Annotated in this window: 20 protein-coding genes; 9 read left to right on the top strand and 11 right to left on the bottom strand. The window is 70.8% G+C overall.

Features of this window, described 5'->3' with window-relative positions; all coding sequences use genetic code 11:
• Window positions 1-448: 448 nt before the first annotated feature.
• On the top strand, window positions 449-1,414 hold the full coding sequence (locus ACWENQ_RS05970) for an NAD(P)-dependent alcohol dehydrogenase (protein ID WP_452413022.1): 966 nt from the start codon (window positions 449-451) through the stop codon (window positions 1,412-1,414).
• A gap of 40 nt (window positions 1,415-1,454) precedes the next feature.
• Here the strand turns inward: ACWENQ_RS05970 and ACWENQ_RS05965 are convergent, their stop codons facing one another.
• The gene (locus ACWENQ_RS05965) at window positions 1,455-2,087 is read right to left on the bottom strand and encodes a response regulator (protein ID WP_354920307.1); all 633 of its coding nucleotides are present in this window, start codon (window positions 2,085-2,087) and stop codon (window positions 1,455-1,457) included.
• Between the two features lie 3 nt (window positions 2,088-2,090).
• Entirely contained in the window at window positions 2,091-6,257 is a 4,167-nt protein-coding gene (locus tag ACWENQ_RS05960; RefSeq protein ID WP_449915572.1) for a HAMP domain-containing protein, read from the bottom strand.
• A gap of 120 nt (window positions 6,258-6,377) precedes the next feature.
• Here ACWENQ_RS05960 and ACWENQ_RS05955 point away from each other — a divergent pair, with 120 nt between their 5' ends.
• Window positions 6,378-7,910 (top strand): PP2C family protein-serine/threonine phosphatase, encoded by a 1,533-nt coding sequence (locus ACWENQ_RS05955; protein ID WP_452413021.1) that lies wholly within the window; start codon window positions 6,378-6,380, stop codon window positions 7,908-7,910.
• Here the strand turns inward: ACWENQ_RS05955 and ACWENQ_RS05950 are convergent.
• From ACWENQ_RS05950 to rho, 4 genes are all read right to left on the bottom strand, one after another.
• Complete coding sequence (locus ACWENQ_RS05950; protein WP_452413020.1) at window positions 7,907-9,409, bottom strand: APC family permease; 1,503 nt, start codon at window positions 9,407-9,409, stop codon at window positions 7,907-7,909. The genes ACWENQ_RS05955 and ACWENQ_RS05950 overlap by 4 nt on opposite strands.
• 83 nt (window positions 9,410-9,492) lie before the next feature.
• Window positions 9,493-11,268 (bottom strand): prolyl oligopeptidase family serine peptidase, encoded by a 1,776-nt coding sequence (locus ACWENQ_RS05945; RefSeq protein ID WP_452413019.1) that lies wholly within the window; start codon window positions 11,266-11,268, stop codon window positions 9,493-9,495.
• 120 nt (window positions 11,269-11,388) lie between these two features.
• Window positions 11,389-12,456: a putative RNA methyltransferase gene (locus ACWENQ_RS05940; RefSeq protein WP_452413018.1), complete on the bottom strand. Its 1,068-nt coding sequence runs from the start codon at window positions 12,454-12,456 to the stop codon at window positions 11,389-11,391.
• Window positions 12,457-12,635: 179 nt separating this feature from the next.
• Complete coding sequence (gene rho, locus ACWENQ_RS05935) at window positions 12,636-13,766, bottom strand: transcription termination factor Rho (RefSeq protein WP_452413017.1); 1,131 nt, start codon at window positions 13,764-13,766, stop codon at window positions 12,636-12,638.
• 275 nt (window positions 13,767-14,041) lie between these two features.
• Here rho and ACWENQ_RS05930 point away from each other — a divergent pair, with 275 nt between their 5' ends.
• Window positions 14,042-14,188 (top strand): hypothetical protein, encoded by a 147-nt coding sequence (locus ACWENQ_RS05930; protein ID WP_449915560.1) that lies wholly within the window; start codon window positions 14,042-14,044, stop codon window positions 14,186-14,188.
• Between the two features lie 10 nt (window positions 14,189-14,198).
• Window positions 14,199-14,891 carry an MBL fold metallo-hydrolase gene (locus tag ACWENQ_RS05925; RefSeq protein ID WP_452413016.1) on the top strand — a complete coding sequence of 231 codons (693 nt, stop codon included), beginning with the start codon at window positions 14,199-14,201 and terminating at the stop codon, window positions 14,889-14,891.
• Here ACWENQ_RS05925 and ACWENQ_RS05920 read toward each other — a convergent pair.
• Window positions 14,784-16,067 carry an MFS transporter gene (locus tag ACWENQ_RS05920; protein WP_452413015.1) on the bottom strand — a complete coding sequence of 428 codons (1,284 nt, stop codon included), beginning with the start codon at window positions 16,065-16,067 and terminating at the stop codon, window positions 14,784-14,786. The genes ACWENQ_RS05925 and ACWENQ_RS05920 overlap by 108 nt on opposite strands.
• Window positions 16,068-16,159: 92 nt before the next feature.
• Between ACWENQ_RS05920 and ACWENQ_RS05915 the strand changes: the two genes are divergently transcribed.
• Window positions 16,160-16,633 (top strand): NUDIX domain-containing protein, encoded by a 474-nt coding sequence (locus tag ACWENQ_RS05915; RefSeq protein WP_449915553.1) that lies wholly within the window; start codon window positions 16,160-16,162, stop codon window positions 16,631-16,633.
• On the opposite strand, the gene ACWENQ_RS05910 is transcribed toward ACWENQ_RS05915, so the two are convergent.
• The gene (locus ACWENQ_RS05910) at window positions 16,606-18,510 is read right to left on the bottom strand and encodes a sensor histidine kinase (RefSeq protein ID WP_449915550.1); all 1,905 of its coding nucleotides are present in this window, start codon (window positions 18,508-18,510) and stop codon (window positions 16,606-16,608) included. The two genes, ACWENQ_RS05915 and ACWENQ_RS05910, sit on opposite strands and share 28 nt — an antisense overlap.
• 44 nt (window positions 18,511-18,554) lie before the next feature.
• Between ACWENQ_RS05910 and ACWENQ_RS05905 the strand changes: the two genes are divergently transcribed.
• Window positions 18,555-18,989, top strand: a complete 435-nt coding sequence (locus tag ACWENQ_RS05905; RefSeq protein ID WP_452413014.1) for a hypothetical protein — start codon at window positions 18,555-18,557, stop codon at window positions 18,987-18,989.
• Here ACWENQ_RS05905 and ACWENQ_RS05900 read toward each other — a convergent pair.
• The 3 genes from ACWENQ_RS05900 to trpD all read right to left on the bottom strand — a co-directional run bounded on the left by ACWENQ_RS05900 (window position 18,953) and on the right by trpD (window position 21,470).
• On the bottom strand, window positions 18,953-19,375 hold the full coding sequence (locus tag ACWENQ_RS05900) for a hypothetical protein (protein ID WP_449915546.1): 423 nt from the start codon (window positions 19,373-19,375) through the stop codon (window positions 18,953-18,955). The genes ACWENQ_RS05905 and ACWENQ_RS05900 overlap by 37 nt on opposite strands.
• Before the next feature lie 143 nt (window positions 19,376-19,518).
• Window positions 19,519-20,253 carry a glycosyltransferase family 2 protein gene (locus ACWENQ_RS05895; protein ID WP_449915543.1) on the bottom strand — a complete coding sequence of 245 codons (735 nt, stop codon included), beginning with the start codon at window positions 20,251-20,253 and terminating at the stop codon, window positions 19,519-19,521.
• A 200-nt stretch (window positions 20,254-20,453) separates the two neighbouring features.
• Window positions 20,454-21,470: an anthranilate phosphoribosyltransferase gene (trpD, locus tag ACWENQ_RS05890; RefSeq protein ID WP_452413013.1), complete on the bottom strand. Its 1,017-nt coding sequence runs from the start codon at window positions 21,468-21,470 to the stop codon at window positions 20,454-20,456.
• A gap of 334 nt (window positions 21,471-21,804) precedes the next feature.
• Between trpD and ACWENQ_RS05885 the strand changes: the two genes are divergently transcribed.
• The 3 genes from ACWENQ_RS05885 to ACWENQ_RS05875 all read left to right on the top strand — a co-directional run bounded on the left by ACWENQ_RS05885 (window position 21,805) and on the right by ACWENQ_RS05875 (window position 23,439).
• The gene (locus tag ACWENQ_RS05885) at window positions 21,805-22,542 is read left to right on the top strand and encodes a class I SAM-dependent methyltransferase (RefSeq protein WP_449915537.1); all 738 of its coding nucleotides are present in this window, start codon (window positions 21,805-21,807) and stop codon (window positions 22,540-22,542) included.
• A gap of 138 nt (window positions 22,543-22,680) precedes the next feature.
• A complete protein-coding gene (locus ACWENQ_RS05880; protein WP_452413012.1) occupies window positions 22,681-23,040 on the top strand; it encodes a hypothetical protein in 360 nt (119 codons plus the stop codon).
• 228 nt (window positions 23,041-23,268) lie between these two features.
• Window positions 23,269-23,439 carry a hypothetical protein gene (locus ACWENQ_RS05875; protein ID WP_354921837.1) on the top strand — a complete coding sequence of 57 codons (171 nt, stop codon included), beginning with the start codon at window positions 23,269-23,271 and terminating at the stop codon, window positions 23,437-23,439.
• Window positions 23,440-23,453: the final 14 nt, after the last annotated feature.

Below are 23,453 nucleotides of genomic sequence, written 5' to 3'. Positions count from 1 at the left end.
CCGCCCCGCCACCGCCTCCCCGACCCCGCCCTACCGCCCGGCCCCTGACCCCGACCCGCGACCTGACCCGGCCCGCGCCCTGACCCGACCCCGCGTCCTGACACCCCAGCCGCGCCCGACACCCGACCCGCGCCACGCCGGTAGACCTGCCGGCGCGACCGCCCCTGCGCCGATCCCCGCCACGCCGGGCGAGCCCGCCGGCGCGACCACTTGTCCTGACCCGTGCCACGCCGGGGGCCCGCCGGCGTGACCGCCCATACCCCGACTCCGGCCGCGCCGGGTGAACCCGCCGGCGCGACCACTTGTCCTGACCCGTGCCACGCCGGGGGCCCGCCGGCGTGACCGCCCATGCCCCGACTCCCGCCGCGCCGGGCGAACCCGCCGGCGCGACCGCCCCTGCCCGGAAACCGTCCCGTCCTGAGAGCTGATCCCGACAAGAGGAGCCTCCGTGAAAGCGATCGTCTACGAGAAGTACGGCCCGGCCGACGTCCTGCGCCACACCGACGTCGACCGGCCAGTCATCGGCGACGACCAGGTGCTCGTGCGGGTCCGCGCGGCCTCGGTCAACGCCGCCGACCGGCTGGTCATGCGCGGCTCGCCGTACATCGCCCGCGCCTGGTTCGGGTTGCGCCGCCCCAGGGAGACCGTGCTGGGCCGCGACATCGCCGGCACCGTGGAGCAGGTCGGCGCCAAGGTGACCGGCTTGCAGGTCGGCGACGAGGTGTGCGGCGAGATGGACCAGCGGGGTTTCGCCGAGTACGTGGCGGCGCCGGAAGCGCACCTGGCGCGCAAGCCCGCCGGGGTGACGTTCGAGCAGGCGGCCAGCCTGCCGGTCGCGGGCACGACCGCCCTCCAGGCGGTACGCCTCGGCCAGGTGGGACCCGGCACGACGGTGCTGGTCAACGGGGCCTCCGGCGGGGTCGGCAGCTTCGCCGTCCAGCTGGCCAGGACGCTCGGCGCGCAGGTCACCGGCGTCTGCGGCACCCGCAACGTGGACCTGGTGCGCTCGCTCGGCGCCCACCACGTCATCGACCACACCCGCGAGGACGTCACGCGGGGCTCGACCCGCTTCGACACGATCATCGACCTGGCGGCCGACCACTCGCTGTCGGCCTTCCGCCGGGTGCTCGCCCCGGAGGGGGTCTACATCTCCTCCAACGGCACCCGGGGCGCGGTGCTCGGCCCGCTGCCGCGGCTGCTCGCCGTGGCCGTCACCTCGCCGTTCCTGCGCCAGAAGCTGCGCGGGCTGATCGTCAGGCGCAGCGTCGAGGACCTGGACCACCTGGTCGGGCTCGTCGCGGCGGGGAAGATCGCCCCGGCGATCACGCGGACGCTTCCGCTGGCCGAGGCCGCCGACGCGCTACGCCTCCTCGAGGGGAGGAACGCCGGCGGCAAGATCGTGCTCACGGTGTGATCCGGCGGGACCGGCCGCGCGACCACGGCCGGCGCTGCCCTCAGCTGAGGGCGTCGAAGCCCGCGCGCAGGTGCGCCACCCGTTCGGACAGGTCCGACAGCGGCGCGGAGAGCGACGGGTCGGCCGACTTGCGGGCCAGCTCCCGCACCCGCTCCAACTCGTCCTCCACGGCCGTCAGGCGCCTCGACAGCTCGGGCAGCACGGCGGGCTGGGCGGTGCCGTTGCCCGGCGGCAGCTCGCCCGCCAGCCGTTCGCGCAGCAGCGCCGCCTGCTCGGTCAGCCGCTTGTGCATGTTGTAGAGCTCGACGAACACCGACACCTTCGCCCTGAGCACCCACGGGTCGAACGGCTTGGTGAGGTAGTCGACCGCGCCCGCCGCGTAGCCGCGGAAGGCGTAGTCGGGGGCGCTGTCGACGACGGTCAGGAAGATGATCGGAATGTTGCGGGTACGCTCGCGCCGCTTGATGTGCGCCGCCGTCTCGAACCCGTCCATGCCCGGCATCCGCACGTCGAGCAGGATCAGCGCGAACTCGGTGCCGAGCAGCGCCTTGAGCGCCTCCTCGCCCGACTTGGCGCGCACCGGCGTCAGGTCGAGCGAGCTGAGAATCGCCTCGAGGGCGATGAGGTTCTCCTCGCGGTCGTCGACCAGGAGGATCTTGGCCCGTTCTGCCATCTGTTACGCCTCTTCCGCCGTGTCGGACACCCGCCCTCGGCTGAGCCAACCGCGCAGCCGTTCGAGCAGCTGGTCGACGTCGACCGGTTTCGGCACGTAGTCGGAGGCGCCGGACGCGATGCTCTTCTCCCTGTCACCCCGCATGACCTTGGCGGTCAGCGCGATGATCGGCAGATCGGCGAACTGCGGCATGCGCCGGATGGCCGACGTCGTGGCCCAACCGTCCATCTCCGGCATCATGATGTCCATGAGGACGAGCGCCACGTCCTCGTTGCGCTCGAGCTGCTCGATCCCCTCGCGGCCGTTCTCCGCGTAGACGACCGTGGAGCCGTGCCGCTCCAGCACGCTGGTCAGCGCGAACACGTTGCGGATGTCGTCGTCGACGATGAGGATCTTGGCGCCGTCGAGCGGGTCGTCGCCCTGCCACTGCTGCCTGCTCGCCGGCTGGACGACCTCGGGCAGCGGCAGGTCGAGCGGCATCGGCGGCTCGGGCACGACCATCGGGCTCTGCTGCTCGACCTGCATGGTCAGCACCTGCCTGCGGGCCGCCCCGCCGTCGCGCGCGACCAGCGGGCCCGCGTAGTCGGTCGGCAGGTAGAGGGTGAACGTGCTGCCGGCGCCGAGCTCGCTGTCGACGTGGATCTCGCCGCCGAGCAGCCTGGCGATCTCCCGGCAGATCGACAGGCCGAGACCCGTGCCGCCGTACTTGCGGCTGGTGGTGCCGTCGGCCTGGCGGAACGCCTCGAAGATGATCTCCAGCTTGTCCGGCGCGATGCCGATGCCGGTGTCGACCACCTGGAAGGCGATCAGGCCGTCGGCCAGGCGCAGGGTGTCGTCGTCGTAGTCGACCTCGCGTGGCGCGGGCACCACGCGCAGCCGTACCTCGCCCTTGGGGGTGAACTTGACCGCGTTGGACAGCAGGTTGCGCAGCACCTGTTGCAGGCGTTGCTCGTCGGTGCGCAGCTCCTGCGGCACCCGGGGATCCACCTCGACGATGAAGGCGAGCCCCTTGTCCTGCGCCAGCGGCGCGAAGGCGGCCTCGACGTAGTCGACCAGCTTCGGCAGCGACAGTTGGGCGGGATGGATGTCCATGCGCCCGGCCTCGACCTTGGACAGGTCGAGCATGTCGTTGATGAGCTGCAGCAGCGCCGAGCCCGCCCCGTGGATCGTGCGGGCGAACTCGACCTGCTGGGAGGTGAGGTTGCCCTCGGCGTTCTCGGTCAGCAGCTTGGCCAGCACGAGCAGGCTGTTGAGCGGGGTGCGCAGCTCGTGCGACATGTTGGCGAGGAACTCGGACTTGTAGCGCGAGGAGACGGCCAGCTGCTCGGCGCGCTCCTCCAGCGTGCGCCGGGCCTGCTCGATCTGGAAGTTCTGGATCTCGATGGCGCGGTTCTGCTTGGCCAGCAGCCCCGCCTTCTCCTCCAGCTCGGAGTTGGACCGGCGCAGCTCCTCCTGCTGGCGCTGCAGCTCGTCGGAGCGCTCCTGCAGCTCGGTGGTCAGGCGCTGCGACTCCTTCAGCAGGTCCTCGGTGCGGGAGTTGGCGATGATGGTGTTCATCGTGACGCCGATGGTCTCGACGAGCTGGGTCAGGAAGTCGAGGTGGACCTCGCCGAACTTGGTGAAGGAGGCCAGCTCCAGCACGCCGAGCACGCGGCTCTCGAACAGGATCGGCAGCACGACGATCTGCGCGGGCGTGGACTGGCTGAGCCCGCTGTCGATGGTGATGAACCCGGCCGGCACGTCGTCGAGGACTATCGGCCGCCCCTCCACCGCGGCCTGGCCGACGATGCCCTCGCCGAGGGCGAACCGCTGGCGTGGCGAGCGGTCGGGCCGCACGCCGTAGCCGCCGATGAGGATGAGGTCGTGCTCCGCGACGCTGTTGTCGACGCCGTAGAAGGCGCCGAAGCGGGCCGAGACGAGCGGCGTCAGCTCGCTCATGATCAGCTTGGCGACCTCCATGAGGTCGCGGTGACCCTGCATGAGGCGCGAGATGCGGGCCAGGTTGGACTTCAGCCAGTCCTGTTCCTGGTTGGCCTGGGTGGTCTCGCGGAGGTTGGCCACCATGAAGTTGACGTTGTCCTTGAGCTCGGCCAGCTCGCCCTGCGCCTCCACGGCGATCGAGCGGGTCAGGTCGCCCTGGGCGACGGCGCTCGTCACGGTGGCGATGGCGCGGACCTGCGTCGTCAGGTTGCCGGCCAGCTCGTTCACGCTCTCGGTCAGGCGCTTCCAGGTGCCTTCGAGGCCCTCGACCCTGGCCTGGCCGCCGAGCTGTCCCTCGGTGCCGACCTCGCGGGCGACGCGGGTGACCTCGTCGGCGAAGGACGACAGCTGGTCCACCATCTTGTTGATGGTGGTCTTCAGCGCCAGGATCTCGCCCTGGGCGTCGACGTCGATCTTGCGGGTCAGGTCGCCGTTGGCGACGGCCGTGGTGACCTCGGCGATGTTGCGCACCTGGTAGGTCAGGTTGTTGGCCATGAAGTTGACGTTGTCGGTGAGGTCCTTCCACACCCCGGACACGCCCTGCACCCGGGCCTGGCCGCCGAGCTGTCCTTCGGTGCCGACCTCGCGGGCGACGCGGGTGACCTCGTCGGCGAAGGACGACAGCTGGTCGACCATCGTGTTGAGGGTGTCCTTGAGCTGGAGGATCTCGCCCTGGGCGTCGACGGTGATCTTCTTGGTGAGGTTTCCCTGGGCGACGGCGGTGGAGACGGCGGCGATCTGGCGTACCTGGTTGGTCAGGTTGTTGGCCATGAAGTTGACGTTGTCGGTGAGGTCCTTCCACACCCCGGACACGCCGCGCACCTGTGCCTGGCCGCCGAGCTGTCCTTCGGTGCCGACCTCGCGGGCGACACGGGTCACCTCGGAGGCGAACGACGACAGCTGGTCGACCATCGTGTTCATCGTCGACTTGAGCTCGAGGATCTCGCCCTGGGCGTCGACGTCGATCTTGCGGGTCAGGTCGCCGTTGGCGACGGCCGTGGTGACCTGGGCGATGTTGCGCACCTGGTAGGTCAGGTTGTTGGCCATCGAGTTGACGTTGTCGGTGAGGTCCTTCCAGACGCCGGAGACGCCCTTCACCTCGGCGCGACCGCCCAGCTTGCCCTCGGTGCCGACCTCGCGGGCGACGCGGGTGACCTCGTCGGCGAAGGACGACAGCTGGTCGACCATCGTGTTGAGGGTGTCCTTGAGCTGGAGGATCTCGCCCTGGGCGTCGACGGTGATCTTCTTGGTGAGGTTTCCCTGGGCGACGGCGGTGGAGACGGCGGCGATCTGGCGTACCTGGTTGGTCAGGTTGTTGGCCATGAAGTTGACGTTGTCGGTGAGGTCCTTCCACACCCCCGACACGCCGCTGACCTGCGCCTGGCCGCCGAGCTGTCCCTCGGTGCCGACCTCGCGGGCGACACGGGTGACCTCCTCGGCGAAGGCCGACAGCTGGTCGACCATCGTGTTGACGGTGTTCTTCAGCTCGAACATCTCGCCGACCGCGTCGACGGTCACCTTGCGGCTCAGGTCGCCCTTCGCGACGGCGGTCGTCACCTCGGCGATGTCGCGCACCTGGGCCGAGACGCGCGACGACATCGTGTTGACGGCCTCGGTCAGGTCGCGCCAGCTGCCGGACATGCCCTTGACGTTGGCGGCGCCGCCCAGCCTGCCCTCGGTGCCCGCCTCGCGGGCCACCCTGGTCACCTCGCTGTTGAACAGCGACAGCTGCTCGACCATGCCGTTGATGGCCTTGCCGAGCCGCCTGACCTCACCCCTGGCCGAGCGGTCGAGGTCTATCCTGCGGGTCAGATCGCCCTTGGCCACGGCGTCGATCACGTCGGCCGCTCCGGTCACGGGGCTGACCAGCGCGTCGATGAGGGCGTTGACGGACTCGACGCTCTCCGCCCACGACCCCACACCGGGGCCGGGGGTCAGCCGCTCGCCGAAACGCCCCTCCTTGACCACTTCCTTGCGCACACGCGTCAGCTCGTTGCTGAGGTGCTCCCTGCGGTCCGCCACTTCGTTGAGCAGCAGCCGGATCTCGCTCAGTATCCCGGGAGGGGCATGCGGGACCCGGCGGCGGAAGTCACCGTCGCGCCATGCGAAAAGCGTCTCGAGGACGGGGACGAGGTCGGACTCTGAGTACGTCCTCTCTTCCGCAGCAGGCGCGGTCTTGGCCGTCGTCATGGGGTCTCCTCCACTCCCGGGGTGCCGCCGTGAGTGATGCAAGTCTGTCACGATGAGTCGCTCGTAGTCCTGTCCTTGGATTTACCCCAAGTCAATGGGAAGTGTGGTAGGCACGGAACGATGACTGCTTCTTCCCGCGCGGTTCTCGCGGCCACCTTCGCGCCAGGCGAGACCGCCGTCCCCTCCGCGAGAAGGTTCACCCGTGAGGTGATGACCGCCTGGGCCGCCTCTCCCGTGCTGCCTGCGGCCGAGCACCTGGCAGAGGAGCTGGCCGCGCAGGTCGCCGACGCTCCCTTCGAGATCGTCTGGAAGCACTGCGGCGACGCCGTGCAGGTGGAGTTCAGGCAGCGGACCGCTCCCAACGGGGACCCGAAAGGCCCCTCCGTGGATGTCGAGGAATGGGGCATCACCTTCGCGGGCGATTCCCGTGTCCATTGGGCAAGGCTCACGCTACCCGGCTCGGCGGACCGGGTGGCAGCCGAATGGGCGGAGGAGACCTCCAGGGGCCCCCACTGGCTCGGTTTCCTCGCCGACGCCAGCGACCTTCTCGCCGGCACCCTCGATCCCGACATGGTGCCCGCGATCATCGCGCAGATCGTCGTGCCGAGACTGTCGGCCTGGTGCGCCGTCTACACCGCCGACACCACGGGGCCGCGCCGCCTGGCCTACCTGTGGCACGCCGACGAGGCGCGCATCGACGGCCTGCGCGAGCGGCTGAGCGAGCTCACCGTCCCCGACAGCACCTCCGCCAGCCTCCAGCTGGCCGACTCGCAGGTGCTGGCCGTACCGCTGACCGCGCGGGGGCGCTCGCTGGGGGCCATGTGCCTGGGCCGTCCCGACCGTTTCACCGACGAGAGCATTCAGCTCGCCGAGGACATCGCCCGGCGCGCGGCGCTGGCCATGGACAACGCCCGCCTGTACGCCCAGCAGGCCGCCGCCAACCGGGCGCTGCAGCGCAGCCTGCTGCCGCCGAACGAGCCGGAGGTGCCCGGGCTCGACTACGGCGTCGTCTACGAGCCCGCCGGCGAGGCCAACGAGGTCGGCGGCGACTTCTACGACCTGTTCAAGGCGGGCGACGAGTCGTGGCGGTTCGCCATCGGCGACGTCTGCGGCACCGGCCCCGAGGCCGCCGCGGTCACCGGCCTGGCCCGCCACACCCTGCGCCTGCTCGCCAGGGAGGGGTACGGCGTGGCCGCCGTCCTCGGCCGGCTCAACCAGGCCATCCTCGAGGAGGGCGAGCGCGCCAGGTTCCTCACGCTGCTCCACGGCGACATCACTCCTGTCGAGAGCGGCCTTGAGGTGCGCCTGGTCTCGGCCGGCCACCCCGAGGCGCTACGGCTGAGGCCGAGCGGCGTCGTCGACACGGTGACCACCCCGCAGTCGCTGCTCGGCGTCTTCCCCGAGGTGGTGTTCGAGGCGGACACCATCCACCTCGACCACGGCGACGTGCTGCTGGCGGTGACCGACGGCGTCACCGAGCGGCGCTGCGGCGGGCGCCTGCTCGATGACGACGGCGGCCTGGCCAAGCTGCTGGCCGAGTGCGCGGGCCTGTCGGCCAGGGCGGTCGCCGAACGCATCCGCAGAGCGGCGGCCGACTTCGCGCCCGAGCCGAGCGCCGACGACCTGGCGATCCTGGTGCTTCGCGCCCGCTAGTCGCGCTCGACCGTGTCCTCCAGCACGATCCTGCCGATGACCTCGTACTTCTCCGGGTCGCGCGCCTTCAGGTACAGGGCGGTCGCGACACCGAGGACCGCGACGCCCACCACGATCCACGGGATCGCGGTGAAGAACCCGCTCTTGGCCGCCTCGCCCGCCGCCGCCTCCTGGTTCTGGAACAGCAGCAGCACCACGTACGCCATGGCGAGCCCGCCGGCCAGCGGGGCGATCAGGGTGCGCCAGACGTTGGCAGTCTCCGGGTGCTTCTTCTTGACGTGGAAGTAGCCGATCACCGAGAACGAGCAGAGGGTCTGCACGATGAGGATGGCCAGCGTGCCCAGCACGGCCAGCAGTGTGTAGATGTGGACGTAGGGGTCCATGCCGGCGAAGTGGAAGGCCAGGACCAGCACCACGGAGATCGCCGACTGCACGAATCCGGCGATGTGCGGCGAGCCGTGGACGGGGTGGGTGGCCCCGAGGGTACGGCCGGTGCCGGGGATGAGGTTCTCCCTGCCCAGCGCGTAGAGGTAGCGGGCGGCGCAGTTGTGGAAGGCCATCGCGCAGGCGAACGACCCGGTCAGGATGAGGATCTTGAACAGGCCGACGGCCCACGGGCCGAGCAGCTGCTCGGTGGGGTTGAAGAAGATGCCGGCGAACTCCTTGGCGGCGATCTCCGGCGCCTTCACGCCGTTGGCCGCGACCGTCATCCACGAGACGAACGTGTAGAACAGGCCGATGCCGACCACCGAGACCAGCGTCGCGATCGGGATGATCTTCTTGGGTTCGCGTGACTCCTCGCCGTACATCGCGGTCGACTCGAAGCCGACCCACGACCAGAAGCACATGAACAGCCCGAGACCGACCGCGCCCGCCTGCAGGCCGGTGGTCCGGAAGGCGTTGGCGGGGTTGAGCGTGGCGGCCATGAGGCCGTCGGGGCCGCCGCCGTTCAGCAGTGTGACGATCGCCACCAGGCCGAGCATGAAGATCTCGGTGATCAGGAAGACGCCCAGGACCTTGGCCGTCAGGTTGATGTCGAAGTAGGTGAGGATCATGTTCAGCGCCAGGCCGAGGAAGGCGAACCACAGCCAGTGGATGTCCACCCCGGCCAGCGACTTGAAGGTGTCGTTGGCCGAGTAGGCGAAGAAACCGATGATCGAGGCCTCGAAGACCACGTAGGCCATGGTGGCCAGCAGGCCCGAGACCATGCCGACGACCTGGCCGAGGCCGTGGGAGATGTAGCCGTAGAAGGCGCCGGCCGCGGTGATGTGCTTCGACATCGCCGTGTAGCCCACGGAGAAGATCGTGAGCACGGCGGTGGCGAACAGGTAGCCGGCGGGGACGCCCAGACCGTTGCCGAAGCCGACGACGATGGGCACGTTGCCGGTCATGGCGGTGATGGGGGCCGCGGTCGCCACGGCCATGAAGATGACGCCGACGAGGCCGACGGCGTCCTTTTTCAGACGGTTGACGCCGTGGGTCTCAGTGGAGGTACTCACAGATTCGTGCCCTTCGGCTGGGGGGTGGCGTGATGCTGGCAGCGGCCGAGGGCGACATTCAAGGCGAAGAAAGAGGCAACCTATTACGCTGTGTCAGTTGTGAGTCCGTGTTTGCGGATGAAATTGAGCATTATCGCCATCTGGTCGATACGTTCGGCGACGACGAGCCCGCCGCGACCGGCGTCGTAGTAGTGGACCTCGTGCTCGCGGCCGAGTTCGGCCAGGCGGCTCACGTACTCCTCGAGCTGCCGCAGCGGCGAGCGGGAGTCGTTGACCCCGGCGAGGATCAGCAGCGGGCGCTCGACCTTCTCGACGTAGGTGATCGGCGAGCTGTCGTGGTAGCGCTCCGGCTGCTCGTCGGGGGAGCCGCCCAGCAGCGACCGCTGCAGGGCACGCAGGCCCTCGACGTGGTCCTCGTAGGCGGTGACGTGGCTGGCGATGGGGGCGACCGCGATGCCCGCCGCCCACAGCCTGGGCTGGACGCCGAGACCGAGCAGGGTGAGGAAACCGCCCCACGAGGTGCCCGCGAGCACCGTCCTGTCCGGGTCGACGACGCCCTGGGAGACCACCCACTCCCTGACCGCCGCCACGTCGGCCAGCTCGATGTGGCCGACGTCGCCGCGCAGCGCGTCGCGCCAGGCCGAGCCGTACCCTGTCGAGCCGCGGTAGTTGACGCGCACGACCGCGAAGCCGGCGTCGACCCACGCGGCGACCTCGGGGGAGAAGGTGTCGGCGTCGTGCAGGTGCGGGCCGCTGTGCAGCAGGAAGACGGCGGGGAAGGGGGCCGAGCCCATCTCGGGCCTGGAGACCAGCGCGTGGATGCGCCCGCCTGGACCGGAGACGTCGATGTCCTCGACGGGGACGCTGGTGGGGGCGGCGGGGCCGATCGCGTTCATGACCACGTGGCCGCTGCTCGACCGGATCACCGGTGGGCGGGAGGCGCTCGACCACGCGTACTCCACGTGGCCGCCCGGCCTGGGCCTGGCCGCGCCGATCACGCCGTGGGGCGTGTCGATCAGGGACATGCCGCCGCCGCCGAGGTCGTAGCGGTGCAGATGGGTGCGGCCCCGGTCGTCCCTGACGATCAGCAGGGCGCGGCCGTCGTCGTACCACTCGGCGGTCAGCTCGCCGGGGTCCTTCAGCCAGATCTCGCGCTGCTCGCCGGTCTTCGGGTCCCAGACCAGCGGCTCGTGGCGCTGGCGGCGTTCGTGCAGGGTGAGCAGGCGGCGGTCGCCGGGGAGGGGGCCGAAGCGCAGGCCGATCACGCCCCTGCCGGGACCGTCGGCCAGCTCGCCGACCACGTCGCCGTTCTGCTTGAGCACGCGCAGCGCAGGGTGCCGGAAGTCACCGTGCTCGCTGTGGTTGAGGGCGACCAGCTCGCCGTCGAGCGACATGTCGGTGACCCAGGAGGCCTCGGAATGCTCGTAGAGCAGGCGGGCGGACTCCCCTGGCCGGACCAGGTAGGTGCTGAACGTGCCGGCGCGGGCCAGGCTGACGGCCGCGAGGCCGGTGGCGGACAACGCGATGCCGCCGGGCTCGCTGGGCGGCAGGTCGGGGGCGATGACCTCGTGGACGCCGCCGGCGAAGCGCTGGCGCATCCAGACGCCGAGCTCGTCGCGGTCGCTGCCGGCGAACCAGTAGATCCAGTGGCCCGTCGGGTCGAGGGCGGCGTGGCTGGTGCCGTACGGCTGGTTGGTGACCTGGCGGGTGATGCCGGTCGTACGGTCCCACGCGTAGATCTCCCACACGCCCGAGGCGTTCGAGCGGTAGAGGGAGCGGTTCGGCGCCTGGCGTGCCCACTCGGGCAGCGTCATGCTGGGCGCCCGGAACCTGGCCTGCCAGCGTTCCTCCGCCTTCATCCGCTGCCTCCCCCTCCTCAGTTGCCGTCCAGTATTGCGTCTGGGTGGATGAAATACCTGAGGAATGTGAGGGAATTTCGGACTAAATGCCCCATCAGTAACATGAGTCCCGGAGGTGCGTCAAGGAATGGGCCTTGATTGCGTGGGCGCGGTGAAGATAGACAGGCGAAAACTCGCAATTGCTGAGGTCCATTCCGGAAATTTCCGGATTTGGTGGTGGAGGTGGTCGGGGTCCTTGTGCCACGCGCTCGGACCCATGCCCACCACCAAGCCGACATCTTCCCGCGTCAGCGACATCTCGAACCTCACCTCCCGCCTGCTCGTCTCCTCGAAGCCCCGCAGGCTCTCGGCGACCCGATGCTCCTTCGCCTCGTCGACCGACAGCAGGCCCAACTCTCGCACCAGCGGGCTGAGGTGGTCGCCTGCCGGGATGACCACGATCAGGTGGCCGCCCGGTCGCAGGACTCTGGCGAACTCGGTGCCGTTGCGCGGAGCGAACACGTTCATCACCACGTCGGCGACCGCGTCCCCGAGCGGCAGCGGCCGCCACGCGTCCGCCACGAACGCGCCCGCGCGCTCGTGCGCCCTGGCCGCCCGTTTGACCGCGTGCTTGGAGATGTCGAACGCGATGCCGGTGGCATGGGGCACGGCGTCGAGCACCGCCCCGAGGTAGTAGCCGGTCCCCGCCCCCGCGTCCACGATCACCGGCGCGCCCGTCCCCGGCCCGCCGGCGGCGTAAGGGCCGAGCTCGGTCGCGTCCGCCGGATCGGCGGATTCCCGGCCCGCGCAGGCGTAAGGGTCGAGCGCGGTCGCGCCTGCCGGATCGGCGGATTCCCGGCCCGTGTCGGGGTAAGGGTCGAGCGCGGTCGCGCCTGCCGGACCGGCGGACTCGCGGCCCGCGCCGGCGTTGCGGGACGGCGTGGCGGGCGCGAGACAGGCCGCCGCGGTCTCGGCGAGCGCCCGGGCCAGCGGCGCGTAGTGCCCCCTGCCCAGGAAGTCGGCCCTGGCCGCCACCATGGCGGAGCTGTCGGCCGTGCCGGGCGCCTGCGATCCGGTCAGCAGGCTCACGTATCCCTGCCTGGCCACGTCGAAGGCGTGCCCATGCCCGCACCGCACGGCCCCCGCGTCGAGCCGCACCCCTTCACGGCAGACGGGGCAGCGCAGGTGTTCGACGATGTCAGCCAGCATCCCCCCATCATCGCGGGTCAGCCGGCATGCCCGTGATGCCGGTGATGCCCGGGATGATTGTCCGCTCCGACGGTCAACCGTCCTGCTGTGGACGTGCGCCGTCCCGCCGCCCCGCGGAGGAGCCGGTCTTTCCCGGCGGTTCCGGGAAACGCGCGACCTACGTGCGGCACCGGTGAGCGTCAGGCGGATTCGGCCAGTGTGAGGAAGGCGGCGTTCGACGGGGTCTCGCGGAGCCGGCCGACCAGCAGCTCCAGGCCCTGCTGCGGGTCCAGGCCACCGAGCATGCGGCGCAGCCGCCACACCACCTGCCGCTCGGCGGGGTGCAGCAGCATCTCCTCGCGGCGGGTGCTGGACGCCCCGAGGTCGACGGCGGGGAACAGCCGGCGCTCGGCCAGGGCGCGGTTGAGCCGCAGCTCCATGTTGCCGGTGCCCTTGAACTCCTCGAAGAAGGAGTCGTCCATGCGCGAGCCGGTCTCGACGAGCGCAGTGGCGAGGATGGTGAGCGAGCCGCCGTCCTGGAGGTTGCGGGCGGCGCCGAAGAAGCGCTTGGGCGGGTAGATGGCGCCGGCGTCGATGCCGCCCGACAGGACGCGCCCGCCGGCCGGCGCGAGGTTGTTGTAGGCGCGGCCGAGCCTGGTGAGCGAGTCGAGCAGCAGCACGACGTCCTGGCCCTGCTCGACCAGGCGCTTGGCGCGTTGGAGTGCCAGCTCGGCGACCGCGACGTGCTCCTTGTCGGGCCGGTCGAAGGTGGAGGCGGCCACCTCGCCCGCGATGGTCTGGCGCATGTCGGTGACCTCTTCGGGTCGCTCGCCGACCAGGACGACCATGAGGTGCGTGTCGGGATGGTTGCGGGAGACGGCCGCGGCCAGCGCCTGCAGGACCATGGTCTTGCCGGCCTTGGGCGGGGCGACGATCAGCCCGCGCTGGCCCTTGCCGATGGGGGCGAACAGGTCGACGACCCTGGTGGTCAGCGACTCGGTCTCGATCGTCAGCCGCTCCTCCGGGTGGACGGGGGTCAGGTCGGCGAAGTGGGGACGCTCGCGCCAGTCGGCGCGGCCGTTCACCTGCTCGACGGAGACCAGCTTGGCGCCCGCGACGGTGGCGGTCACCTGGTCGCCGGCGCGCAGGCCGAGGTGTTTGATCCGGTCCAGCGGCAGCCGTACGTCGTCGGGGCCGGGCCGGTAGCCGGACAGGCGCAGGAACGCGCTCTTGTCGCGCACGTCCAGCAGTCCGGTGACCTGCCGGGCGGGTGCGGCGGCGGTGCGGGGGCGGGGGACCGTGGGAACAGAAGACACGGTGGAAACAGACATGATGAACCCTCCTCGAGGGCACGCCTGGAAAAACGCAGGCGGTGGGTGAGAGAACACGGGACGGGCCCTCAGCACGGGCCCTTCAGGGAAATCAGCGGAGCAGGTGGACGCTCAACGCTGGTTCGCAAGATATCACAGTCAACGTGGACGGCAAGGGTTCTGTTCCCGTCGCCCCAAGCCGCCCACATCTCCCGGAGCGGGATCCGTCAAGCCGGCTGCAGGGCTCCTGCAATCGTCGGAGGCTCTCATGGAGGTGTGAGCCCAAGGGGGATGTCATGAAGAAGACCCAGTGCCCGACGTGTCACACCACCCTCGACGAGGGTCCGATCATGTACCGCTGCGCGTGCTGCCGTCGCGCCGTGTTCGCCGCAGACCTGGAGAACGAGTACGTCACCCGGCTAGCGTTGTCGGATGCCGCATAAGTCAAGAATCGTGGCCGATGTCGAGATCACCCCGTTGTGTGATGCCATCGGCCCGATGGGGCCCTCGCTTCGCCTGCCGTTCCTCGAGACCTTTCTCGGCGCGGAGGTCGACGAGGGCGAGTGGATCCTTCACTTCCACTGCTTCCTCCTGCGTGACCGCGACGGCCACGTCACCCTGATCGACACCGGCATCGGGCCCACCTCCAGCTGGGCTCCCGCCCCTGGCGCGCTGCCGGGCGAGCTGGCCGCCGCGGGTGTCGCGCCCGGCGACGTCGACACGCTGATCATCACGCACCTGCACAGCGACCACTTCGGCGGCACGATCGTCGACGGCCGGCCGGTGTTCCCCAACGCGCGCCACGTCGTCCAGCGGGCCGAGATCGAGGCGACGTCCGTCCTCGACCCGGTCAGGGAGCTGCTGCAGGTGGTCGACGGCGACGCGGAGGTCGCCCCCGGCGTGGTCGTACGGCTGACGCCCGGCCACACCCCCGGACACCAGAGCGTCGAGGTCGGCGAGTTCACCATGGCCGGTGACGTCCTGCACCACCCGGTGCAGCTGGCCGACCCGACGATCCGCTACGTCTACGACGGCGACTCAGATCTGGCCGCCAAGACCAGGCTCGACCTGGTCGCCGGACTGCGCGCGCAGGGCCGGCTGCTCGGCACCTCCCACTTCCCCGAGCCGTTCGTCGAGCTGGGCTAGCAGCGCGCGGGCCTTGGCGCGGTAACGCAGCACCTGCACCACGCCGAGCAGCCAGACCGGGTACTGCACGGCCATCGCCCAGCGGTGGTCGCCGGTCAGGTCCATCGTCACGCCGATCAGCGCGATCACCGACATCGAGGCCAGGAAGCCGCCGCCGTTCACGATGCCGGTGGCCGCGCCGATGCGGCCCGCGGGGTTGAACGTCCTGGCGTAGTCGAAGCCGATCATCGATCCGGGGCCGTTCGTGGCGAGCACGACGACCAGGACCACCAGCAGCCACAGCGGAGCCCGGCCGCCCGGCCACAGCAGCACCGCCGTCCACGCGGTGGCGGTCGACCCGGTGACGGCCAGCACCAGCCACGATCGGCGCAGCGGGAAGCGGCCGGCCAGGTAGCCGAGGATCGGGCCGCACACCATGCCGACGGCGGTCAGCGCCGACAGCAGCACGCCCGCGGTCCCGGGCGCGAGTCCCTGGCCCTGCACCAGGTACGGGTAGCCCCACAGCAGCAGGAACGCCGCGGCCGAGCACTGGGTGGCGGCGTGGGTCCACATGCCCAGCCTGGTGCCCGGCTGCATCCACGCGGCCTTCAACCCCGGTGCGCGCCGGTCGGCCGAGGGACGCCCGTCGCGCAGGACGGCCGCGACGAGGACCGTGGCCAGCACGCCGACCCCGGCGGCGCCGAGGAAGGTCGGCGTCCAGCCGTACGCGCGCAACGATCCGATGATCGGCACGGTCGACGCGATGGCGCCGAACTGGCCGAGGATGCCGGTCAGCTGCACGATCACCGGGTTGCGGCGGGCCGGGAAGGACAGGTTGACCAGCCTGATCACGCTGATGAACGTCATGGCGTCGCCCGCGCCCACCAGGGTCCTGGCGGCCAGGCCGAGCAGCAGGTCGTCGGCGAAGGCGAAGACGACCTGGCCGCACGACATGATCAGCGCCCCGATGAGCAGCATGCGTTTGGAGCCGAACCTGTCGACCAGCACGCCGACGGGGATCTGCATCACGGCGTAGACGAGGAGCTGGAGCATCGCGAGGGTCGCCAGACCCGACGCGCCGACGTCGAGACGGGCGGCGGCCGCCAGGCTCGCGACACCGAGGGACTGGCGGTGGAAGACCGCGACGAAGTAGGCCAGGACGCCCGTCGCCCAGAAGATCAACGCGCGTCGTGTCACGGGGACAAATCCTATCTTTTTCGTAGGATGTTCCCATCACTGGCCCCGGCGCCGGACGTTCCGCGTCCGGGACGACGTTGTAGGTTGATCACGTGAGCGTGGACACGGAGTTCTGGGCGTCGCTGAGCAAGGTGCTGGCCGGGGCGGGCGCCTACATCACCGACCCCGGAGGAAGAACGCTGCTGGTCAAGCCCAACTACCGCGACCACTGGGGCTTCGCTGGCGGCCACGTCGACGAGGGCGAGGACCCCGCGCAGGCCTGCGCCAGGGAGGTCGCCGAGGAGCTCGGCCTCACGCTGCCCGTCGGCGACCTGCTGGTCGTGCAGTGGGTGGGCCCGCTGGACGTCCGGCCGCTGCCGCTGGTCAACTTCCTGTTCGACTGCGGCACCATCCCCGCCGACACCCCGATCACCCTGCAGGCGGAGGAGCTCGACGACTACGGCTTCTTCACCGAGGCCGAGGCCAGGAAGCTGCTCCCGCCGTGGGCCGGCGACCGGGTGCCCGCCGCGGCCGCCGCCAGGGCCAGCGGCTGGAGCCGCTACCTGCCGCCCGTCAGCGCCGGCTGATCGGAGAGCAGGGCCGCGGGCAGCGTCACCGTCGCCGTGATCCCCCCGTACGGCGAGGGCCGCAGCCGCACCCTGATCCCGTGCCTGGCCGCGAGCCTGGCCACCACGAACAGCCCGAGCCTGTCGCTCTCGGCCAGGTCGAACTCGGGCGGCTCGGCCAGCCTGGCGTTGAGCTGGCTCAGCTCCTCCTCGGGCAGCCCGAGCCCCCGGTCCTCGATGTCGACCTGAAGCCCCTCCGGCACGCCGACCGCCCGCACGTCCACCCTGGTCTGCGGGGGCGAGAAGAGGGTGGCGTTCTCCACCAGCTCGGCCACCAGATGCACGACGTCGGTCACGGCCGAACCCATCACCGCCACGTTCGGCGGCTGCGGCACCTCGACCCTGGCGTACTCCTCCACCTCGGCCACGGCCGCCCTGAGCACGTCCACGGCCGGCACCGGGTTGCGCCAGCCCCGGCCCGGCGTCTGGTCCGACAGGATGATCAGGCTCTCGGCGTGCCTGCGCATGCGGGTGGTGAGGTGGTCGAGCTTGAACAGGTCGTCGAGGATGACCGGGTCGTGGGTGCGCCGCTGCATGCCGTCCAGCTGGAGCAGCTGGCGGTGCAGCAGCGACTGGTTGCGCCTGGCCAGGCTGACGAAGACCTGGCGCACGCCGTCGCGCAGCTTCGCCTGGTCGACGGCGGCTCCGACCGCCGTGGACTGGACGGAGTTGAACGCCTGGACGATGTCGCGCACCTCGGTGGTCTGCGCTCCGGTGTCGAGCGGTTCGACCTCGGGCTTGGCGCCGCCGGCGCGCAGCTGATCGACGACGCCCGCCAGCCGTACCTCCGCGAAGCCGGTCGCGGCGTCGCGGAGGCCCGCCAGCTCGCGCACCAGCCGGCCGCGGAAGCGCAGGGAGAGCACGATGGAGGCGACGACGGCGACGAGGCCGATGCCCCCTGCGACGCCGATCTTGATCAGGATGGCGGTGGCGGTCGGGTTGACCCGGTCGACCAGGCCCTGCACGGCCTCGGACTGGTTGCGCTCGACGGCGGCGGCGAGGTCGTCGCCCCGCGACACCCAGGTCGCGGAGGTCGCGGGCAGTCCGTTGGCGGTCGCCTGGCCGCGGATGGCGTCCTCGATCGCGACGAAGTCGCGGTAGGCGGCGGAGCCGGCCAGCCCGCGGTAGGCGGCGCCGAGGTCGTCGTCGAGGTGGGCGAGCGCCTGGGAGTAGAGGAGGCGGCGGGTGGCCGACATCCGGGTGAACAGCGCCCGGTCGGAGGGGCCGACCTCGCGGGTCGCGAGCACGTGCACGATCATCGCCCGCTCCCTGGACAGGAGCTCCTTGGCCTCGCCGAGCATGGTGACCGACCTGGCCAGCCGGTAGAGCGCCATGTCGGGCACCAGGATCATCTGGTCGTACATGCGGAAGGAGGCGTCCACGATGTCGCTGTAGACGGTGATCGTCTGGATGGCGCCGACCGAGCGCGCGTCGACGCCTCTGCGCAGCTCGGGGAGGCGGTTCAGCTCGCGGTAGAGCGCCTTGAGCTGCTCGGCCATCTCCGGTGTGACGTTCTCCTGCAGGGCGGCGCGCCGGCGGAAGGCCGCCACGGCGGTGTCCGTCCTGCTGCGCTGGTTGATCAGCTCCCGGTACGGCCTGGCGGACGACAGGAACTCGGCCGACGACAGCCGCTCGCGCTGGAGCTGGATGTTCATCTGCTCCGACGGGTCGGCCAGGTTGGTGACCAGGTTGTTGATCTCCAGCAGGCGCAACCCGTCACCACCGGTCAACGCGGCCGCGAACGTCCACAGCCCGACCAGCGAGATCAGCGGGACCGAGAGCAGGACGAGCAGCTTGAGCGCGATGGGGCGGCCGGGGCGGGTGAAGCGCCTTTTCATGGTGAGATCGTCTCGCAGATCACACCCCTTTTGGGAGGTTTCCCATGCGCTTGCCGCGATCGATATCCGGATGGACCATCGCCGTCTTCGGCTTCCTTGCTTTCGCCCTGGGCCTGTTCGGCCTGCTGAGATCGGACGATCTGCTCGGCCTGCTGGGATTCGAGGTCGTGGAGAGGCGCGGAGCCGGTGACTACACGAAGGTGTACATGGCGGCCTCGTCGATGGCCGCGGTCAACATGGGCGTCTACTACCTGCTGGCCGCGGCCACCGACTGGACACCGTTCTTCCGGTGGACCGTCCCGTGGAGGACGGTGACGTTCGTGGTGTTCACCACGCTGGTGGTGACGGGCGCCGCACCCGCCGAGTTCGTGGGCGTGGGGGTGTGGGAGGGGCTCGGCGCCCTGGTCACCGGCCTCGCGCTGTGGCGCGAGGGCAAGCTGTTTCAGCGCTCGTCGGAACGGCGCCCCGCGACCAGGTGATCGTCGGGGTGCGGGGCCTGGCGGGGGATCGTCCGCGTCTCCCCGGCGGCGTCGTGGGTGTCGTCGTGGGTGCTGTCGGGGGTGTTGTCGTTGAGCTTCCGCTCCAGCGCCCGCTTCTCGTCCTCCAGCTTGGCGACCCGGTCGTCGGCCTGGACCCGGACGTCGCGCAGCGCGCGGCGCCGCAGGAGCGACCGGCGCGAACCTGAGCCGATCATCGAGACGCCGAGGAGCAGGACTCCCGCGGTGGCCGCGCCCACCAGGAACATCTCCAGGTGGGACGGCTGGAAGGTGTAGCCGACAACGGTGTAGGTGGTATCGGGTTCCATCGCGACGAGGTAGATGGTCGCGGCTGCGATCAGGACCAGGATCAGCCCCAACACGATCATGAGCTCACCTCTCTTTCAAGACGGCGCTTCCTCTGCCCCTGAACGATGGAGTCATGCGGCCGGACGCGGGCCGGTGGCGTCACGGCCATGTTGTCCACACCCTGTGGACAACATGCGGTCTGTGGCCGACCGCCCCGTCCGGCTCACGGCGTCATGCAGGGATCAAGCATGTCGCCGCTCAGGACGGGGGCGGCTTTTCCCCGCTCACGCCAGATCGTCTTGAGCACCCGCCACCCGTCGCGGACGGCGTGCAGGTTGCTGGCCCCGTGGATGCGCGAGCGCTCGTGGCTGGGCACCTCGCGGATGTCCAGCCCCGCCTTCGCGGCCCTGACGTTCATCTGCGTCTCGATCTCGAACCCGTCGCAGTCGAGCGCCATGGCGTCCAGGTGGTGGGCCCAGAAGGCGTTGTAGCCGTAGCACAGGTCGGTGTAACGCGTGCCGTACAGGGCGTTGGTGGCGAACGTCAGCACCTTGTTGCCCAACGAGCGGACGGGGCTGATGTCGTCCGAGCCGCCGCCCTCGATGTAGCGGGAGCCCTTGGCGAAGTCCGCGCCGTCGACCAGGGCCTGCACGAACCGGCCGATCTCCCGGCCGTCGGTCGACCCGTCGGCGTCGATCATGACGATGATGTCGCCCTTGGCGGCGGCGAAACCCTCGGTCAGCGCGTTGCCCTTGCCCCGCCTGGTCTGCGTGACGACACGCAGGTCCGGGCGGAGGCTGCGAGCCACGGCCACCGTGTCGTCGACGGAGTTGCCGTCCACCAGGATCACCTCGTCGATCCAGGTGGGCAACGTCGCGAAGACGTGTGGCAGGTTGTCGGCTTCGTTGAGTGCGGGAACAACAACAGTGACGCTCGCCGCGAAGGGGCCTGTGTTCATGGAACCAAGGTCCACGATCACACCTGCAACTCGCTTGACATCCCCTTGCAGCTGGTGATGATCTACCGCATTCGGGACGAAACCCCGTGTTTCTGGGGCTCCCGGTGACCTGCGATGTTGTCTCTTTCGCGCGTTCCACGGCTCCAAAGGTAATGATCCACTTGCCGTCTCTTGACATCGTGTTAGGAAAATGTATGGAATCAGCGCCGGGTGGCCGCCGCCCAGCGCTCCAGGAGCGCCGCGGCCGCGCCCGAGTCGATCGCCGCGCACGCGCGTCCGTAGGCCGCCGCCAGCCCGCGCACCCCCTCCCGCCCGGCCGCCGCCAGCGCCGCGGCGGCGTTCAGGCAGACGATGTCGCGCACCGGCCCCGGAGCGCCGCCCAGCACCTCCCGCGCGACCTCGGCGTTGTACGCGGCGTCCGCGCCCCTGAGGTCGTCGACGGACGCCCGGGCGATGCCCAGCGACAGCGGGTCGAAGCGGCTCGACGTGACCGTCCCGTCCCTGACCTCCCAGATGGTGGACGGCCCTGTCGTGGTCAGCTCGTCCAGGCCGTCGTCGCCCCTGAACACCAGCGACGAGCAGCCCCGCGCCGCCAGCACCCCCGCGACGACCGGCGCCAGGTGCGCGTGGAACACCCCCACCGCCTGCGCCGCCGGCCTGGCCGGGTTGACCAGCGGCCCTAGCACGTTGAAGACCGTCGGCACGCCGAGCTGCCTGCGCGGCCCGGTGGTGTGCCGGAAGGCCGGATGGTGCCGCGCGGCGAACAGGAAGGTGATCCCCACCTCCGCCGCGACCCCCGCCGCGCGCGTGGGGGACAGGTCGACCACGACGCCGAGCGCCTCCAGCACGTCGGCGGCGCCCGTGGACGACGAGGCCGCCCTCCCGCCGTGCTTGACGACCTTCGCCCCCGCCGCGGCGGCGACGATCGCGGCCATGGTGGAGACGTTCACGGTGTGGGCCTGGTCGCCGCCCGTTCCGACGAGATCGACCGCGTCGCCGGGCACCTCCAGCGGGGCGGCGCCGTCGAGCAGCGCCGTCGCCAGCCCCGACACCTCCTCGACGGTCTCGCCCTTGGCGCGCAGCGCGACGGCGAACCCGGCGATCTGCGCGTCGGTCGCCGCGCCGGCCATGATCTGGCCCATCGCCCACGCGGTGTCCCGCGCGCGCAGCGATCGACCGTCGAGCAGCGTGCCGAGCAGAGTGGACCAGGTCGTCATGTTCGAGCCTCCAGTCGTGCGGACGAGGAGGCCAACCATCGATGACCGCCTCGCGAAGGGCGGTCATCGGACATCGCGCAGGGACCGCCTAGAAGGCCGGCCACCAGGAAAGCGCGATCATGACATGACATGCTACCGGCATGTCGGTGCTCTCCCCCCTCCGGGACACAGCGGTCGGCGCCGCCGCCGCGGCCGGCACCGGCCCCGCGCGCACGCGTCGCCGGATCGGGGCCGGCCCCGCGCGCACGCGTCGCCGGATCTGTACCGGTCCCGCGGGCACGCGCCGCCGGATCGGGGCCGTGCCGCCGCAGGAGACACCGCGAAGGGAGCGGCCGTGGATCTGAGGCGAACGTTCGACGAGGACGCGGAGCTCTACGACAGGGCCAGGCCCGGCTACCCGGCCGAACTGTTCACCCGCATCCCCGTGGCGTCGCGCGTACTGGAGATCGGCTGCGGCACCGGGCAGGCCACCCGCGGCCTGCTCGGCCGCGGCTGCGTCGTCACCGCCGTCGAGCTGGGGCCCGCGCTGGCGGCGCTGGCGCGGGCCCGCATGCCGTCCGTCGAGGTGGTCAACGCCGACTTCGAGACGTGGCCGCTGCCGGCCGAGCCGTACGACGTGGTGTTCGCGGCCACCTCCTTCCACTGGCTCGACCCGGCCACGCGGGTGGCCAGGGCGCGGGCCGCGCTCCGCCCTGGCGGGCTGCTCGCCACCGTGGCCACGCACCACGTGGCGGGCGGCACCGCGGCCTTCTTCGCCGAGGTCCAGGAGTGCTACGAACGGTTCGACCCCGCCACGACGCCGGGCCTGCGGCTCCGGCCCGCCGCCGCCGTCCCGCCCGACGGCGAGGCACTGCCCGGGTTCGCCGCCCCCGTCTTCGAGCGCTGGGAGTGGGAGCTGGCCTACACCACCGAGGAGTACCTCGACCTGCTGTCGACCTACTCGGGTCTCCGCGCGTTGCCCGCGCGCGCCGCCCTGCTCGACTGCGTCGGGGCGCTCGTCTCCTCCCGGTACGGCGGGCGCGTCGTCAAGCGCTACCTCACCGAACTCCGCACCGCCACGGCCATCGGCTGACACGGCGGCGTTGCGCGACCACGCTCTCCCCTTGGCCGCGCCTGCGAGGTGACCGCGGCCGCGAGGTGACCGGGGCTGGGGAAGTCGTCTGTCCCCGGTGAGGCGTCCGCCGGCGCGTTGGGCCCGGCCGCGCATCGCATGCCTGCCAGCTACGGCGCGGTTGGCCTGGAACTGCTCGACAGCGCGCGGGAGGGGAACGCGGGCGCGGCCTACGAGGTGGCCGTGCTGCTGGCCTGCGAGGCCGCGAAGGGCGACCGCGACAGTGAGGCGTGGCTGGAGGCGGCGACCCACTGGCTGCGCCGGGCGACGGGCAAGGTCGCCGAGGCCGCGGAGTTGCGGCTGCGCGGGGTCAAACTGGCCAAGGCGGCATTGGCGCTGGCCGTCGAGCGCAAGGCCGAGGGCGAGCCGAGTGCGCTGATCTTCTTCCTGGCCGCGATGCAGGCCGAGGCTGCCGTGCCGGGCCTCAGGCTCGACGTGTCCGAGGCCCTGTTCTCCTGACCGCGTTCTCCTGACCGCGTTCTCCTGACCGCGTTCTCCTGACCGCGTTCTCCTGACCGCGCTTCCCAGGGGCGGAAAAGGTATGAGGCGGGTGCCGCTGCCGGGACGTATCCAGAGATGAGGGAAAACTCGAGGGGAGTTTTGCCGCGGGCGGTCGGAAGCCACGGGGATCGCCAGGATTACACTCCCCTTGAATCCCTGCAGGGTTTTCCGAGCGATGGAACAGACATGGACAAAGAGGCCACAGCGGTTATTTCGGGCGTCGTCGATGTGCGTGACGTCCCGCTGAGCAGTCTGTGTGAGAACGACATGTGCGACGCGGAGCTGGAGGGCATGCTGCGCCGCGTCGTTCCCGACACCCCGAGGGTCTCCGTCGCGGCGTTCAACTCCGCCATCTGAATCTGACGGGAGGG

This window comes from Nonomuraea sp. NPDC004354, assembly GCF_053602555.1.
Note: the sequence above shows the minus strand (reverse complement) of the source record. Positions and strands in the feature narration are given on the sequence as shown.